Source organism: Paenibacillus sp. 1781tsa1 (assembly GCF_024159265.1).
Lineage (GTDB): Bacteria > Bacillota > Bacilli > Paenibacillales > Paenibacillaceae > Paenibacillus.
The window spans coordinates 3,750,314-3,765,856 of the sequence record NZ_JAMYWY010000001.1 but is presented as its reverse complement, the minus strand read 5'-3'; the positions used below and the strand labels follow the sequence as shown (position 1 = coordinate 3,765,856).

Here is a 15,543-nt window from a genome sequence, read left to right as displayed (position 1 = left end):
CTTGAATTTAAGCATTGAAATGATGATTAGGGACAGCTTCCAGTCGTTTGACGAACGACAAGTTCAGGTTCAATCAGAATTTTGCTGAAGCCCGTAATCTCGCGGCTATTCCGAATGACTTCGAGTAGCTGGTTGGCTGCGCGGATTCCCATCTCTCTCTCAAATTGTTTTATATGCGTAAAAATACTGAATTCCTCCACGATGGAAGTGGGGTCATCAAAGCTTACAATCGATACATCTTCGGGAATGCGAAGACCGGCTTGCTTAGCCATTTGATAGATCTGAACCCCCAGCCTTCCGTTAAGCGATATATAAGCAGTCACCATCTTGTTGCTGATATATCGGTACAATGGATGGGCTTCTGCATCCTTCAGAACAGACAGCGGTTTGAAATCTGTAATCATATGTGCAGGGTTAATCAATGCTCCTTTATCCTTCAGTGCTTCAATATAACCATCAATCCGCTCTTGGACCGTGACGGTTTGCAATGGAGAATCCGAGCAGATTGCTATATCACGATGTCCAAGCTCCCATAGATGTTCAACGGCCAGCCTCACGCCCAACCTTCCATCAGCCGCAATGTAATGGGTTTCGACGCCAGGCAAATATCGGTCAATCAGCAAAAAAGGGAAGCCGGATAACTTCATGCCAAGAATCTCCTCGTTATAGTTACCTTCATCCACAGGAAAGATTAACAGCCCCTCAGTTCCAAGTGCCTTTAACTCCCTGATCGCATCTTTTTCTTTCTCGATGTTGCCATGCGTCAGCATGATCATGCTGCGATAGCCTTCCTGATTGAGTGACTGCTCGATCCCTTCAATGAGTCGAATCGCAAAGTAGTCGTGAATCGTAGGCATGATCACCCCAATCATCCCTGTACTCGATCTGCCTCCCCTTACTGCCGGAGATTCAGAAAATGCGGTATCAGCTGCATCTGTGCCTTCTGCGACAAAGCTGCCTTTGCCTGGGACACGTGCGATCAACTTCTCGTTAGCCAAGCCTGTCAGGGCGTTTACAACTGTAATTTTGCTAACGTTAAATCGATCCATGAGTTCCTTCTCTGTCGGTATTCGATCACCCGGCTTCATATTTTCCGAAGCAATAAATTTGCGGATATAGTCTTGAATTTGTTGGTACAACGGTATTCGATCATTCGTACTCATGATAATCACATCACCAATTCATTCATTATATTTTTATATATAAAATATATTTTTACACATATAAGTACAATAAACAACCGTAGAATGCCTGTCAATCCTTCATTCCTTGACTCACCTTCTTTATTTGGGAGACAAACCATTTTTCTGGGCGCAGGATCATCAGGTGTTGATCCCCTACTTTCGTGTGCGCCATAAACTAATCGTGCTTGGTGATCCCTTAGGAAGTAAAAGCACCGGAAATTCCGGTCAAGTAAACGTTATCAGCTGTTTCTAAATACCTCCTCAAGCATATGTAAATAATCACTCTTAATCGTCTTCTTATCTTTTAGTTTTAACAACAATTGATAAAAACCTGTTCTATAATCGGAATAGTGGGAGATGTTCGCTTTTTCCATCATTGTTGCAAATCGTTTTTCAAACTGTGGTGCATCACGTATCATATACTTGAAATTCATCAGCCAGAGCTTCATCAAATGAACCCATTGGTCATTTTCATACTGTGTTTTGTCATAGACCAAATTCTTATCACTGTTTAGGATACCGACATCATAAAATGCAAAGGGATTGTCTCCTCCAATAAATGTTGATACTAAAAATTTATCAGGCATCAGGCTGTTTGCAAAATCATACCACGCCGGTTGAAACTTAGCTTTTACACTTTCGGTCACTTCGAACAATGCGATATCTGGAGTAAGATCTTTAATTGTTAGCAATAAATCTACATCCGAGTAAGCGTCTGAGGTTTGTTTAACACGACTTCCAATTACATCTATTTGAGTAATAAAATCCAACCCATTTAAATATTCTATCAACTGTTGGGTCAAATCTTCACAAGTCGACGTTCCCACTATATCCCCTCCGCTAAACTCCTGTTTGTCTTGTCTACGTTACTATATAAATAATGCTATTATAACATACCAATCTTTGCTGGGAGTTGGATTAGTGATTATATCCGATCAGATTGGGGGACCCATATACAGTTAGCTTCTTTCGCACAAGTGAGGATGAAAATATGGATCTGCTGATATAACTACTATCAAACACTATTTCTTTTCTGATTGTGTGTACCATCATTTGTGATACGGTTCACCGCCAATAATCTTCAACTATCTTACCCGCTGTTGAATAAAAGCAGCCGATCACATTGATCAGCTGCTTTCTTAGCATTATTGAGCTATCGTTTTCATTGCCACTTAAAACTATGATCAATAACATATGCTTAGATTTGTGCCATTCCACCATCTACGAATAGTTCGATGCCGTTAACATAGCTGCTTTCCTCCGAGGCAAGGAACATCACTGCACTGGCGATCTCCTCTGCTTTACCAAGGCGGCTCAATGGAACGGTATCCTTAGCGGATTCAAGGACTTGATCCAACGCCTCTCCAAACAAATCGTCGTAAGCCGGCGTATGGATCATTCCTGGGCTCAGTACATTAATTCGTATTCCGGTCCCCTTTAAGTCCGTAACCCAGTTTCTCGCCATCTGGCGGAGCGCCGCTTTGGTTCCTCCGTACACGCTAAACCCTGCATCGCCGATCGTAGATGCCGTTGAACCCGTAAGAATGATGGAACCAGTCTGGTCCGGAAACAGCGGCAGGGCCTTCTGGATGGTGAACAGAGTACCCTTTACGTTTACATCGAATGTGATCTGGTATTGCTCTTCTGTAATATGGCCTAAGGGCAGGATGCTGCCAAGTCCGGCATTAGCGAAAAGAATGTCCAGATGCCCTTTCTCCTGCCTCACCGTTTCAAATAGTTTGTCCAGATCGTTTAGATTTGATATGTCACCTTGAACGCCAGTGACCCGTTCCCCAATCAATTTCACCGCTGTATCCAGCTCGTGTTGTCTGCGTCCAGTTATGAAGACATGCGCACCTTCCTCCACAAAACGCTGTGCCGTAGCAAGTCCGATACCGCTTGTCCCTCCAGTGACGACCACGACCTTACCATTGAAATTCCCCATGATTTCTGTCCTCTCCCTCTTGAGGCCGTATGGCCTATATTAGTACCGCTATAGTAACCAAACCATAACAACGCAGCGATTTTACTTGTGTAAGATGTAATTCCACCGTACAAGTGACATTATGTATCAAACATATCTAAAAAAGAAGTACTTACTTTTTTGTTATATAGTAACTAAAAGGAAACAATTGTAAGGTTGTTGGGCTAAATCTCTTCTATAGCCATTTATATAAACGAAAACCCCAAGCATGATATCCCTGGGGTTTTCGTTTTATACTATTTTTGATCCGTGTGCAAAATTTCGAACTCATCCTGTGCGAATGTTTCCTCTGCATATTTTCCACCCCAGTTGCAAAGATTCTTCAAAATAGATTCAAGAGATTGACCAAGTTCAGTAGTTGAATATTCGACTTTAGGGGGGACTTGATTATACACTTTTCTATGTATCAGTCCACTCGTTTCCAGGTCTCGAAGCGTTTGAATAAGCATTTTTTGAGTAATACTTGGTATGAGTCTCTTTAACTCGCTCGTGCGCTTTGGACCTTTAATCAAATAATACAAAACAAGCGCCTTCCACTTCCCTCCGATAATGTCCAACGTAACCTCAAGGTCACAATAATATGTTTTCATATTAGTAATAACAGCCCCCGGTTCTATTTATTACTTTATAGCTACTATATAATTAAAAAGCATGTACACTATTAATTAACACTACAATTCATGATAGCATTTGTTGGTGCTTAAGAACAGTTCTAAAAGAGTAATATATTCAGATCATACAGCAGCTGGTCATATCCTGAAGGATAACCTCGACAGCTTCCTTACGATGCGCCCTCATATCCTTTGCTCCAAAACACACAAGGTGCTGGGTCATTCAGGCAGGTTCTCAGCAACACAGACGCATTGTATTTGGACAAAAGCTAAAATGGCCTTAGCTTCTACCAATAAAATCTTCCACATGTTCGCCGCCTCCAGACGGGTATGGTTTGGAAATTAGCAGGGGCATGGAGAGTCTGCAAAGCTATTCACTCCTAGATCCTAGTACGGTTTTGAACTATCCTGCCCGTTAGTTTAATAGTACTTCAGTCCCCAATTGATGCTAATTAAAAGACTTAATAAAATTTTTCTGATCCTACGTAAATTGATAGCCTCTTTTTTGGTAGAGCCTATGTGCAATCTCGCGGCTCGGATGAGACAACAACTTTATGCCGGAATAACCCTCTCCCCGTGCCCAGTTCTCTAAGTAATCCATTAACTTGCTGCCTTTACTAAATAATGCAACACTAATACTCATACCGATAAAGTTGCATAGATTATAAACACCGATACTCAAACTCTTGGATTCTTTCAGTTCCAAATTTAAAAATGAGACCTCCTTCTTTTTGTTATAGTTCTAATAGAAATATGATTGAATTGCGGTCAGGATAATCATATTTAATTGGCAGATCCTCTTTATCAATCTCTTTAAATCCAACCTTTTTATAGAAACCGTGAGACCGAGTTGCTTTAGATGGGGTATCTAAAATGATCTTTGAAAAACCTTGTTGCTTAGCAAAATCAAGCAGAACTTCATAAAGCTTTTTTCCTATCCCAAATTCTTTGCCTCGATAGTCTTTATAAACAAAAAATTTCTTTAATACAGCAACCTCCTTATTTTTCTTTTGCAAACCAATTGAACCTACAACCTCTCCGTTATCATTTAAGGCTATCCAAAAATTACCCCCATCATCTATATAATTTGAATGAATGTCTAGAATGTCTGGTTGTTCTTTAACACTAATAGCCACTTCATATTCGACATTCTGTACATGCAATATTAATTTAATGACTTCTTCTTTATATCTATCATCGTAAACTGTAATCATTTATTTACTCCCCCAACCGTTTTATTAAAAGTTTGCTATTATAGTGACCGTATTTGCCAATTTTCTTCAAGATTAACCCGAAACTAATGATTAGTAAAATTGAATTTATAGAATTTATCCATTGATTTTTCTGATACTATAGAAGTGAAATTACATTGAAAGTTGGTGAACTGATGGAAATACGTCATTTTATTACATTTAGAAAAGTTATTCAATTGGGCAGCTTTACACAAGCAGCAGAACATTTAGGTTACACTCAATCCACTGTCACATCTCATATTCAAGCACTTGAAGAACATTTGGGTGCATCTCTATTCGATCGAATGGGTCGAAAGGTAAGATTGACTGATATAGGCAAGAAATTATTGCACTATACTCAAGAAATTCTGGATACTTACGAGAAAATTGAAAGCATTACAAATGATGGTGATGATATAAGAGGCGAGTTAAGGATTGCGGCTCCTGAATCGTTAACGGTTTATCGACTTGAACCTATATTAAGAGAATATAGAAATAAGTTTCTCTATGTGAGCATCATACTAAGTAACGCTACTTGCGGAGATAACAAGAGAGCAATACTTCATGGAAGTGCAGATATTGCATTCCTTATGATGCCAACGTTTCAGGATGCAGATTTCATCGTACATTCTTTAATGGACGAGCCTATTGTCCTTGTTGGAAGTCATGACAACCCGCTGAATGTTTTAGATCAAAGCTATGAAAACCAAAAATTAAACGAGTGTTTGATCACGAATGAGAAAGAATGCAGTTATCGAACCATGTTTGAAGGATATCTTCGAGAAAGAGGAATCGTACTTTCCAATACGATGGAACTTTGGAGTATTGAGGCGATTAAACGTTGCGTAATGAGTGGGCTGGGTATTGCTTGTTTACCATTAATAACTGTAAATAATGAAATCAAGGATGGAAGATTAAAGGTTATTCCTTGCGAAGGTGATCATAAACAGATCTCAGCCCAAATGGTTTATCATAAAAACAAGTGGGTTTCCCCCGCTCTATCAAAGTTTATTGAAATAACATTGAAACACACAAGAGACTGGTCATATGAGTAAATTATTTATTAAGGCAACTGGAGGGCTTAGTTCCATTTTCTCCTCTATACTAGCAGCAAATACTTATTTTTTGAGGACTTTACGCCATAATATCCAACTTGATGACTTTGTGAATATGCGGGCAAAATAGATTAGGTTTTCATCTAATCTGTAACACGGCCTCTCCTTTCTATGTTAAATGCTTATTGATAACATAAAAGGAAGAAATCCTTCAGCCATTTCCCAAGCATACATGTTGATGGCTGTACATTTCTTCCTTCTGATGTCTTATTGATGTTCAGGATGATAGGTTGATGGTTTCTCCGGGTTTAAGGACGACCCCTACTCCTTCCTTGAGGAGCGAGGCGAAGTACTGCGGGTCTTGTTGAATGAACGGGAACGTGTTGAAGTGGATCGGCACAACTTGTTTGGCTTGAAGCCAATCTGTGGCTATGGCGGCGTCTTCCGGTCCCATCGTATGGTTGTCTCCAATCGGGATAAAAGCCAGATCAATGTCGTTGCGTTCCCCAATCACTTTCATGTCGTAGAAAAGGCCCGTGTCACCTGCATGGTATATCGTTTTGCCTTCGGCTGCGAACAGAATTCCGGTAGGCATTCCCGTGTAGATGATGGTTCGGGTCTCCGGGTTAATATAACTAGAGCTATGGAAAGCCTGAGTCAGCTTCACTTTTCCAAAGTCGAAGGTGTACGCCCCGCCAATACTCATGGCATGGGTTCTCACCCCTTCCCATCCGAGCACATCTGCCAGCTCTGCCGAGGCAACGACCAATGCGTTGTTTCGTTTCGCGATGTCTACCGTATCTCCAACATGATCCCCGTGACCGTGAGTCAACAGGATTACGTCTGCTTGTATGCTGGTCGCGTCCAGATCGGTACTTGCGTTGCCTGTAATAAAGGGATCAATCAGGATGGTAGTGCCGTTTGTTTCGATTTTCACAACAGAATGTCCATGATAGGATACTTTCATTTGTATTCTCCTTCTGATCGAATTGCTGATGTCGGGTTTCTTCGTATTAATGTGAGGTAACAAATAACTGCGGTGGTCCGGCTGCCAATTGCCCGAACGAGAGTCCCAACATACATGCAGTCAAGCTAATCTGGGCCATGGAAGGTGATGTCTGCAAATCGTTGGCTAGTGTCAGCAGCGCGGGCAAATACATGTCTAGGGAGAACGGGGCGAGCGAAGCCAAGGCACCCAATATGATCGCCACCCCTGCTCTTTTACCTGCTTTCAGCCCTGCTTGTGGCTGAAGCTCTGTCATACTCTTTCCCTCCTTGAATTCACCAGGTATGCCTTCAATACGAAAGCACATCAACACTTCCATGAGCGCCCATCCAATGCTCGTATTTCGGAAGCTATGGATGGGCAGAATGTTGTGAAGCATATTCAGTGTGTTAGCTAAATGTAGTCTTAAAAGTTTTTGGCGGCTATGCGTGCTTTCTCAATCGCATCCGCTTTGATTTGTGCAGCGCGATCTCCTGCAGTGGATACACCTTCTATAAATAGATTATCAAAGTTGGTAATGCCTACGAAGTTCAGGACGGTTTTCAAATGACGGCTGCTGTTCTCCCGATCCGCCACAGGTCCTTCCGAGTAAATGCCGCCGGTAGCTTGAATATGGAAGGCTTTTTTGTTTTCAAGCAGGCCAACGGGGCCGTTCTCTGTGTATTTGAAGGTTTTAGCTCTGACGCAGAAGGAATCAATGTATGCCTTCATTACCGGAGGGTAGGAGAAGTTCCACATAGGTGTTACGAACACATACTTGTCTGCAGCAACGAATTCATCAAGTAATGTATTCAGCAGAGCCAATTTTTGTTGTTGTGCGGCAGTCAATTGATCGAACGAACCACCATTCTGAAGGATTCCCCATGCTTCCCATACGTCAACGTCAATGTGGGGAATATCGCGTTGATACAAGTCTACATGGACTACTTCATCTCCTGGATTACTCTCTTTGTAAGCTTGTACGAATTGCTCTCCGACGGAAAGGCTGTAAGATACTTTAAGGTTGCCGGGATGGGCAGTAATATAAAGTAAAGTTGCCATAATTAAAACTTCCCCTCTAACTAAGTATAGTTTGTGTATTACACGATGAACGGAGCGATGCCGTTACCGTAAGACCAGTTTTCTTTGGTGACCTCAACCAGATTGATGAACACATCTTCCATTCTAATGTCGCACTGCTGATGCAGCTGCTGGACTAAAGCCTCATAGAACTCTTTCTTTACTTCGGCTGACCGGCCGGCATTTAGAGTGATCTGTACGATTAGAAAACCGTCACTTCTATCAATGTCCAGGCAATTCGGATCAAAGCTGAAATTCTCACGGTCAAGTTCTTCTATAATCAGAAAGCGATCGTTCTGGGGGACGTGCATCTTGTCTACAATCGTCTGCAAGATGACCTCGCCAATAAGGGCTTTCTCTTCGCTGGAGCGACCTTTCAATGTGGTAATGCGAGTCAATGGCATGTGTGTTACCTCCTTGTTATTGTTACTGTTGTTGTTGATATGGCTAATTATATCTGTTAGAATCCAGAACACGAATGTACATGAGTTCGGGTTTGTTCGTGTGAAGCAGCGGAAACTATGGAATTCAGGTGATAGGATGGAAGACGGGAAATTGTCAAAAGATTGGCCTCATGAATGGATCAAAAAAATTCGTTCAAGACCTGCCAGGCACGGCTTATCCAAGCGGATGCGGCAAGTGGACTTGGCACGGCGGATCGGCGTTGATCCGCGAACCGTGCAGCAATGGGAGAATGGAGACCGGCTCCCAAGTGTGGGCAGTCTCAAAGGAATGATCCAAGCGTTTTGCGAAGAAGGACTTCTCTTGGAAGCAGATCCGCGTCAAGAGGCGGAGGATCTCTGGGATACTGTAAAGCGCTTCTCGGAAGCACGATCAGCGACCTCGCGGGAGTTTCCGGATTTCGACGCTGCCTGGTTCGACACATTGGTTACTCTGGAAGGGATAACACCGAAACCAACAATTATCACACCGCGTGCTTCAATCGCGGCAACACAACAACTGCCAAAGCTCCCTACACTCTTCGTTGGACGAAGTCTGGCCATGGCTGACTTGGAGGAACGGCTGAATACTCACTCCTTGGTCTCTGTCGTGGGTCCCGGGGGAATAGGCAAGACGTCTCTTGCTATTCAGGTGGCTTCAACGCTTGGGGGAATGTACCCGCAAGGGATATGGATGTTTGAATTCGGCTCTATCAAAGAACCGCAAGACTTGGGCCAGTTGCTACTGTCCACCCTAAGGCTGCAGAACCAAGCACAACGAACCGACCTTCAAACGATACTGGAGGCCTTGTCCGACCAGAAAATGCTCTTTATTTTTGATAACTGCGAACATGTCATTGACGCAAGTGCGTCTTTGGTTGAATCACTTCTTGCATTCGCGCCTGGGCTGACAATCCTCACCACCAGCCGGGAACCGCTCAATATCCCTGGGGAACTTGTCTACCGGCTTCCTCCGTTATCTTTTCCTGCGGATGAGCAAGTACTAGAGGAAATACCTGAACAAGAGATTATAGCCTTTGAATCCGTGCAGCTGTTTTTGGAGCGGGCGCATAGTACTGCGCCCCAGTTTCGGCCCACGTTGCCCAATCTTAGGCTTGTTGGCGCTATTTGCAAGAAGCTGGAGGGAATCCCGTTAGCCATTGAGTTAGCGGTTGCCCGAATGAACATGCTGACACTGGAACAAATCAAGGAACGTCTGGGAAATCTGTTGACTTTGCTGACAGCAGGCAAACGAACGGCTGCGACCCGGCAGCAAACGCTCAAATCCACAATAAATTGGAGTTATGAATTGCTGACTGGCAAGGAACGTCTGCTGTTGAGGCGTCTTAGCGTATTTGCGGGAGGGTTTACTTTGGAGGCGGTGGAAGAGATCTGCATCTGTGAGCCTGGAATGTCAGAGCAGCAAGATCGCATCGCCCGCGAAGACGTGCTCGACCTGTTATCCGGCCTGGTCAACAAGTCTCTCGTATCTATTGAGATCAGCGAGGATTACCGCTTCCTCCGCTATTTCATACTGGAAGCTATCAAGGAATACGCAGGCGAGAAGCTGCAGAACGAAACTGACAAACGTAAGAGCCACCAGCTTTCTGAACGCCATGTTCGTTATTACAGTCAATGTTTGGTCCGTGCGGAGCCCAAGTTCAGGACTCGTGAACGCGAAGCGTGTATTGATGAAGTACGGCGGGAATACGCGAATCTTCGTTCTGCCCTGGAATGGTCATACTCCAATCCGCATGCCCATTCATTCGGGCTTCACATGGTCTCGAACCTCTATTGGTTTTGGCTGCACGAAGGCAGGCTGAAGGAAGGAATGTTCTGGCTGGATCGCTTTCTGGATAAAGAAACACACGAAGGACAGCCTGGCACCGATTCCGCAAAGGCCTTACATGGAAGTGGTGTCATTCAATTTATCCGTGGAGATGTTGAAGGTGCCATGAATTCGGCGATCAGAAGCCTTGAACTCGCTCGCGATTTGGGAGAAAGCTCTCTCCTTGCCTCCTCCCTTCGGCTGCTCGCGTTTCTTCACATCAAACAGAAACGCCTTGAGGAGGCCGAGCCATTGGTACAGATGAGCGTTGATATTGCTAGAACCACGGGCGATTTGTGGAATTTAGCTTCCTCATTGCATGCTTACGGGAAGCTTCGATTAGGGCAGAATAATTATCTTGAAGCGTCTAAGCTCCTGAATGAGAGTGTACATTTCTTCGAAGCCGTCCAGGATCAATGGGAAGTATCGGGTCCGTACGAAAGTCTGGGGTATTCCGCCCTGAAGCTTGAGCAGATTGCGGCTTCTATTGAATATTTTAAAAAGTGCATCACCGCAAGCCAGATCTACAGAGGTTCTTGGGTTCTATCGCGCGGAATTGAAGGATTAGCCATTGCGTTGTGTGCTAAGAAAGCCTTCACCGAAGCTGCGATCCTTCTCGGAGCTGCTGAGAAAGGCCGCCAAAACTCTGGCGGGGAGGACATGCCCAATTTTCCCGCAGAGCATAAAGAGGTTATTTTTGATCTTCAGCATGTTTTTACTGAGCAGGAATTGCAGGAATTGTGGAGTAAAGGTAAATCCATGACACGATCACAAGTGCTTGCGTATTCACTGGAAATTTAGGCGATAAGCAATAATAAGTGACGACTGTTTTCTGAAGATCAAAATAAAACGGTCGTCCAGTTTTGCTATAGTTAAAGCAAGTATCTTTAGTAAATACAAAAATCATTATTCAAGCAAAATCTTATATTCTTACGCTTTTTTCTCGCCCAAAGATCACCATTTGCTACTATTTAGATAATTACCTAATTTGAAATGAAACAGTGTTCATGTCCTTGGACAAAATAAGCTCTATTCAATAAATTGATCTAAAGCATAATAAATATACGCTTGTTTTCCGCCATTTAATATCAATGAATGTTTTGGAGATTGCTTTCGTTGAGTTATGACGAAAAGAATAAACTGCCAAAGTCCTATAAGGTTTTTGGGCAGTTTATTGTTCTGTTTATTTCGTTTGGACTGCCTGTCTACACGCTGTTCTAAAATACGTTGTAATTGTTCTCAACAATGCTTTCATCATATTTCTATATTACCAGTGCTTATTTGCTTTACTTATTGAGATGCTTGGCTAAGAGCTTTTAAAAATACCTCTGTTGGTTGTGCGCCGGATATCGCGTATTTTCTATCAATGACAAAGAAAGGTGCTCCTGTAATCCCTAATTGTTTTGCTGTAGATTCATCTGAACGCACTTCGCTAGCATATTTGGAGGGATCATGGAGAATTGCCATTGACTCGTCTCTGTTCATTCCAACTGATTCTGCAATATCTACTAAAGTATTATGATCGCTAATTAGCGTAGTGTCCGTGTAATAAGAATAGAACAGCTTCTCTGCTAATTCCTGATCTTTACCCACAGATTTGGCAAACTGGGTTAAACGATGTGCATCAAACGTATTGGTGGGCTTTATTTGGTCGATATTATACACGAGACCCATCTTTGCTGCTTGTTGTTCAAGTTCAGCATGTGCCTTTTTCGCTTGCTCGATACTCATACCATGTTTTTCAGAAAGTATCTGATGCATACTTTTGCCTGAGTACATGGATGTTTGCGGATTAAGTTCAAAGCTTTTATATTCAATAACCACTTCATTCGAAGGAGCGAATTGCTCCAGTGCAGATTCTAATCGTCGTTTCCCAATATAACAAAATGGACAAACATAGTCCGACCATATCTCGATTTTCATTTTGAATCCTCCTTTACTAACCACCTTAATCAGTGAATACGATATTTTCATTGAGCTTATTTGTTATAAATAATAGGCATTTTTCTAATCAAATGGTTGTCACGAGTGGCAGAGTATATGAATTCGGCAACATTTTCTCTGGAAACAGATAATTTAGCCGATTTATCTCCGAATGAATAGTCATAAGACTGCCCTTTGTATTTAACATTGGGGTTAATAATTCGAACGACTGTCCAATCCAGATTCGATTCCTTAATCATTCCTTCCATTTTCTTCATTTCTGCATAACCGTTTGGAAGGAGAACTTTGGCTAATATACCTGGAAGTATCGTGGACATGTTTTTCTTATCGTCATCTGATTGCAAAGCTGGCGTCGCAAGTGTAATGAACCTTTTTTTGTTAAGTTTCTTCATAGCCCTAATCATCAGTTCGTGTCCGTCAGCAATCGGCGTGCCTTTAAGCTTTCGGGACATATCGGATGCTGGCCCCAATGTACTGATTACGACATCGGATTCGGCAATGGCCTTCTCGATGGTTGAAGTATTCGAAAGCTCCCCTTGTACAAGGCTCAAATTTGGATGTTTGAGGCTCATTTTTTTGGGGGTTCTAACGTATGCTGTAACGAAATCTCCGTAATCTAAAGCTAATTGTGTTACAAGCTGTCCGATTGTGCCACTTGCACCAAAAATGGTGATATTCATATTCTTTTCTTGTATCTCCTTCAAAATAAATTATTCAACTCACACTTTATCTTCAGTTATAAACTCTTCTACTCTGTCTCTTTTGGTGTACATGTCGTACCAAATATCAGCGATTTTATCCTGAACTCCTGAATTCGGCTGCATCCAGATTCCGATCGAAAGGTGACCTGCATAAACTCCTTTGTCAGCAAGTTCGCTGTTCAAGTTAAAAATATAATTGCGAAGTCCTGAGATTGCAATTCCGACATTGCCCATCTTCGGTACCGGGTGAATTGCAGCGCCTCCAGTCGTAAATAATAGGGCACCACTCTGCTTATCCAACATATCCGGAAGCACTTGTTTAACACTCGATAAAGCACCTAAAACATTATATTGAAATTGGTATAACGCGTTTTCTTCAGTTACCTCTAATGCTGGTGCTACTGTGTCAATGCTCGGCGTTGGACTATATTCAAGAACATCAATAAATCCGTACTTCTCTTTAACAGCAGCAAATGCCATCTCAATTTGTTCTTTGTTTAATATGTCCGCTTGAAATGAAGCAGCTTCGATTCCCAATTGTTCTAATTCAATAACCAGTTGGTTCAACTTTTCTTCATTTCGTGCAATAAGTGCTACGCGAAAGCCATTTTGTCCGAATTTCTTTGCAATGGACATCCCTAATCCTGCTCCTGCTCCAACAACCGCTATCGTTTTCATTTAAAATCTCCCCTTTAATTAGAGTTAATGATCAGTGAGATAAATAATGGTCAACGTGTTGTATATTTATCTTTTGTTTATTATGATTAATAGAAGGTCAGCCTTCAATGTTTAATAATTTTGATTTTGAGAGATAACATACAGTTTGAGTCGAAATGTCGTATATCTAACAAAAAAAAGTTAAGGGAACGAGTTATAATGAACAAAAAAACCGATTTGCGTATCCTTCGCTCCAAACTTTCGATAAAAAAAGCGTTTATAGAACTTCTTAATGAAAAGGGATATGAAGGGATTACGATCCAAGATATAGCTGATAAAGCGATGATTAACCGAAATACATTTTACCTTCATTATCAGAACAAACCCGATTTGTTAAATGTATCTATGGACGAATTATTAGAGGAATTAAATAATACACTCAAGCTTTGTTCAAGCAGCAAGTCTCCTATAAGTGGCACTATGCTTGAACAACTCATGCAAACCATACTGGTGAAAATTAAGGACAATATTCCCTTTTACAAAGCATTGTTACTTGATGAGAATAGAATCTATGGTTTTCAATCAAAAATGGAGGAGATTATAAAAAACACAGTGGAAGATGGCTTGGATGATATTCCCCTGAAGATTTCAAAGGAATTATTACTTCAATATATCGCATCTACTTTTATGGGCATTGTAATATGGTGGGTTAAAAATGATTTTTCGTATACTCCAAATGAACTCGCTTCTCAATTCGGAAAAATCCTAACTCATGGACACTTAAAAGCCGCAGGTATTTCAATCGATGATTAAAGTGATCAATGCTGACGAACAGTAAAAAAGCCGCTATAATAGCGACTTTAATGGCAACATGTTCTTGTCTCTCGATAAAAGTTCCTTCGTCATAAATTTACTGTTCAGAGCATTTTCCGCGTTGGCTTCGAATTGATTTATTCCCTTTTCAAGTCAGCTAACACAAGATTAACGTAAAATTTCGGAAAATGCTGTTCTCCAGGTGGGATACTGAAGTTCCCAACCACAGTCGGTTTTGGCTTTGCTGTTCGAAGCACCTCTCTCCCAGGGACTCGAACCGGATTGAATTTCTGGTATGGATGCGTGTAATGCATCTGCATATACGGGTAGCCACTCTGTACCTTTTGAAGGTTCATCATCTACGATATTATACGTACCTGTCGGCCAATCCAGTGCCAGCAAAGCAGCATTCGCGGCATCTTGCACATGGACAAAAGAAGAAACGCCGTCTGTTGCCTTTATCTCCTGATTTCTTACTTTTTCAGCCGTAGCCCCAGCCTTATCATACCAAGTTGCTGGTCCATACAAAGTACCGTATCGCAAAACTACATATTCTGAAATTTCTTTTACTGCTTCTTCCAGGGCGACTACCCCGTTAATTGTCGTATTTCTAGGCATAGGAGCGTATATGTCCAATGGAGTTTCTTCCGTCGCAGGAGTTGTGCCAGGTTCATAGGCCCATGAAATACTCTGGGCGATTATTTTTTGTACCCCTGCCTGTTTTGCTGCATCTACCAGGTTCCGGGTTCCTTCAATGCGTATGCGTGCATTTTCTGCTGAGCTGCCTTGACTTAATGAGGTTAATTGATGAATCACAACATCAGGTTTAATTTTCGTTAGAATATCCACCATCTGCTCTCGATCAAACACATCTGCAAGAATGGCCTTTGCTCCTATTTGTTCAATGGCCTGTCTCTGCTCTTCTTTCCGAGTCATGCCAATGACTTCGTGTCCAGCCTGTACGAGTTGCGGAAGCAACAATCTCCCAATAACACCACTTGCACCAGCAATGAAAATTCTCATAAATGT

Annotated in this window: 16 protein-coding genes and 1 pseudogene; 3 read left to right on the top strand and 14 right to left on the bottom strand. The window is 42.1% G+C overall.

Features of this window, described 5'->3' with window-relative positions; translation table 11 throughout:
• Positions 1-26 precede the first annotated feature (26 nt).
• The 6 genes from NKT06_RS16545 to NKT06_RS16520 all read right to left on the bottom strand — a co-directional run bounded on the left by NKT06_RS16545 (position 27) and on the right by NKT06_RS16520 (position 4,993).
• The gene (locus NKT06_RS16545) at positions 27-1,163 is read right to left on the bottom strand and encodes a GntR family transcriptional regulator (protein ID WP_253436639.1); all 1,137 of its coding nucleotides are present in this window, start codon (positions 1,161-1,163) and stop codon (positions 27-29) included.
• A 260-nt stretch (positions 1,164-1,423) separates the two neighbouring features.
• Positions 1,424-2,011 carry a hypothetical protein gene (locus NKT06_RS16540; RefSeq protein WP_253436636.1) on the bottom strand — a complete coding sequence of 196 codons (588 nt, stop codon included), beginning with the start codon at positions 2,009-2,011 and terminating at the stop codon, positions 1,424-1,426.
• 371 nt (positions 2,012-2,382) lie between these two features.
• Positions 2,383-3,129, bottom strand: a complete 747-nt coding sequence (locus NKT06_RS16535) for an SDR family NAD(P)-dependent oxidoreductase (RefSeq protein WP_253436633.1) — start codon at positions 3,127-3,129, stop codon at positions 2,383-2,385.
• Positions 3,130-3,404: 275 nt separating this feature from the next.
• The gene (locus NKT06_RS16530; protein ID WP_253436630.1) at positions 3,405-3,758 is read right to left on the bottom strand and encodes a winged helix-turn-helix transcriptional regulator; all 354 of its coding nucleotides are present in this window, start codon (positions 3,756-3,758) and stop codon (positions 3,405-3,407) included.
• Positions 3,759-4,260: 502 nt separating this feature from the next.
• Positions 4,261-4,485 carry a GNAT family N-acetyltransferase gene (locus tag NKT06_RS16525; RefSeq protein ID WP_253436627.1) on the bottom strand — a complete coding sequence of 75 codons (225 nt, stop codon included), beginning with the start codon at positions 4,483-4,485 and terminating at the stop codon, positions 4,261-4,263.
• A 28-nt stretch (positions 4,486-4,513) separates the two neighbouring features.
• Complete coding sequence (locus NKT06_RS16520; protein WP_253436624.1) at positions 4,514-4,993, bottom strand: GNAT family N-acetyltransferase; 480 nt, start codon at positions 4,991-4,993, stop codon at positions 4,514-4,516.
• A gap of 155 nt (positions 4,994-5,148) precedes the next feature.
• Here NKT06_RS16520 and NKT06_RS16515 point away from each other — a divergent pair, with 155 nt between their 5' ends.
• Positions 5,149-6,066 (top strand): LysR family transcriptional regulator, encoded by a 918-nt coding sequence (locus NKT06_RS16515; RefSeq protein ID WP_253436620.1) that lies wholly within the window; start codon positions 5,149-5,151, stop codon positions 6,064-6,066.
• A gap of 277 nt (positions 6,067-6,343) precedes the next feature.
• On the opposite strand, the gene NKT06_RS16510 is transcribed toward NKT06_RS16515, so the two are convergent.
• The 4 genes and pseudogenes from NKT06_RS16510 to NKT06_RS16495 all read right to left on the bottom strand — a co-directional run bounded on the left by NKT06_RS16510 (position 6,344) and on the right by NKT06_RS16495 (position 8,535).
• Positions 6,344-7,033 (bottom strand): metal-dependent hydrolase, encoded by a 690-nt coding sequence (locus NKT06_RS16510; protein ID WP_253436617.1) that lies wholly within the window; start codon positions 7,031-7,033, stop codon positions 6,344-6,346.
• Positions 7,034-7,106: 73 nt separating this feature from the next.
• Positions 7,107-7,328: pseudogene (locus NKT06_RS16505) on the bottom strand (MFS transporter); the annotation flags it as partial.
• Between the two features lie 149 nt (positions 7,329-7,477).
• Positions 7,478-8,113 (bottom strand): FMN-dependent NADH-azoreductase, encoded by a 636-nt coding sequence (locus tag NKT06_RS16500; RefSeq protein WP_253436615.1) that lies wholly within the window; start codon positions 8,111-8,113, stop codon positions 7,478-7,480.
• 38 nt (positions 8,114-8,151) lie between these two features.
• On the bottom strand, positions 8,152-8,535 hold the full coding sequence (locus tag NKT06_RS16495) for a tautomerase family protein (protein ID WP_253436612.1): 384 nt from the start codon (positions 8,533-8,535) through the stop codon (positions 8,152-8,154).
• Between the two features lie 151 nt (positions 8,536-8,686).
• Here NKT06_RS16495 and NKT06_RS16490 point away from each other — a divergent pair, with 151 nt between their 5' ends.
• The gene (locus NKT06_RS16490) at positions 8,687-11,200 is read left to right on the top strand and encodes a tetratricopeptide repeat protein (RefSeq protein WP_253436609.1); all 2,514 of its coding nucleotides are present in this window, start codon (positions 8,687-8,689) and stop codon (positions 11,198-11,200) included.
• Positions 11,201-11,689: 489 nt separating this feature from the next.
• On the opposite strand, the gene NKT06_RS16485 is transcribed toward NKT06_RS16490, so the two are convergent.
• Genes NKT06_RS16485 through NKT06_RS16475 form a run of 3 tightly spaced genes read right to left on the bottom strand, consistent with a single transcriptional unit; the run spans position 11,690 to position 13,722 of the window.
• The gene (locus NKT06_RS16485) at positions 11,690-12,322 is read right to left on the bottom strand and encodes a DsbA family oxidoreductase (protein WP_253436606.1); all 633 of its coding nucleotides are present in this window, start codon (positions 12,320-12,322) and stop codon (positions 11,690-11,692) included.
• A 56-nt stretch (positions 12,323-12,378) separates the two neighbouring features.
• The gene (locus tag NKT06_RS16480) at positions 12,379-13,023 is read right to left on the bottom strand and encodes an NAD(P)H-binding protein (protein WP_253436603.1); all 645 of its coding nucleotides are present in this window, start codon (positions 13,021-13,023) and stop codon (positions 12,379-12,381) included.
• Positions 13,024-13,062: 39 nt separating this feature from the next.
• Positions 13,063-13,722, bottom strand: a complete 660-nt coding sequence (locus tag NKT06_RS16475; RefSeq protein ID WP_253436600.1) for an SDR family NAD(P)-dependent oxidoreductase — start codon at positions 13,720-13,722, stop codon at positions 13,063-13,065.
• A 198-nt stretch (positions 13,723-13,920) separates the two neighbouring features.
• Here NKT06_RS16475 and NKT06_RS16470 point away from each other — a divergent pair, with 198 nt between their 5' ends.
• Positions 13,921-14,514, top strand: a complete 594-nt coding sequence (locus NKT06_RS16470) for a TetR/AcrR family transcriptional regulator (protein WP_253436597.1) — start codon at positions 13,921-13,923, stop codon at positions 14,512-14,514.
• Positions 14,515-14,682: 168 nt separating this feature from the next.
• On the opposite strand, the gene NKT06_RS16465 is transcribed toward NKT06_RS16470, so the two are convergent.
• Positions 14,683-15,537, bottom strand: a complete 855-nt coding sequence (locus NKT06_RS16465; protein ID WP_253436594.1) for an NAD-dependent epimerase/dehydratase family protein — start codon at positions 15,535-15,537, stop codon at positions 14,683-14,685.
• Positions 15,538-15,543: the final 6 nt, after the last annotated feature.

What these genes read in the sequence shown, in the direction of transcription:
- NKT06_RS16480 (WP_253436603.1), bottom strand. Translation starts at nt 13,023, where the DNA reads ATGAATATCACCATTTTTGGTGCAAGTGGCACAATCGGACAGCTTGTA.
- NKT06_RS16535 (WP_253436633.1), bottom strand. Translation starts at nt 3,129, where the DNA reads ATGGGGAATTTCAATGGTAAGGTCGTGGTCGTCACTGGAGGGACAAGC.
- NKT06_RS16485 (WP_253436606.1), bottom strand. Translation starts at nt 12,322, where the DNA reads ATGAAAATCGAGATATGGTCGGACTATGTTTGTCCATTTTGTTATATT.
- NKT06_RS16520 (WP_253436624.1), bottom strand. Translation starts at nt 4,993, where the DNA reads ATGATTACAGTTTACGATGATAGATATAAAGAAGAAGTCATTAAATTA.
- NKT06_RS16500 (WP_253436615.1), bottom strand. Translation starts at nt 8,113, where the DNA reads ATGGCAACTTTACTTTATATTACTGCCCATCCCGGCAACCTTAAAGTA.
- NKT06_RS16495 (WP_253436612.1), bottom strand. Translation starts at nt 8,535, where the DNA reads ATGCCATTGACTCGCATTACCACATTGAAAGGTCGCTCCAGCGAAGAG.
- NKT06_RS16530 (WP_253436630.1), bottom strand. Translation starts at nt 3,758, where the DNA reads ATGAAAACATATTATTGTGACCTTGAGGTTACGTTGGACATTATCGGA.
- NKT06_RS16470 (WP_253436597.1), top strand. Translation starts at nt 13,921, where the DNA reads ATGAACAAAAAAACCGATTTGCGTATCCTTCGCTCCAAACTTTCGATA.
- NKT06_RS16475 (WP_253436600.1), bottom strand. Translation starts at nt 13,722, where the DNA reads ATGAAAACGATAGCGGTTGTTGGAGCAGGAGCAGGATTAGGGATGTCC.
- NKT06_RS16545 (WP_253436639.1), bottom strand. Translation starts at nt 1,163, where the DNA reads ATGAGTACGAATGATCGAATACCGTTGTACCAACAAATTCAAGACTAT.
- NKT06_RS16510 (WP_253436617.1), bottom strand. Translation starts at nt 7,033, where the DNA reads ATGAAAGTATCCTATCATGGACATTCTGTTGTGAAAATCGAAACAAAC.
- NKT06_RS16465 (WP_253436594.1), bottom strand. Translation starts at nt 15,537, where the DNA reads ATGAGAATTTTCATTGCTGGTGCAAGTGGTGTTATTGGGAGATTGTTG.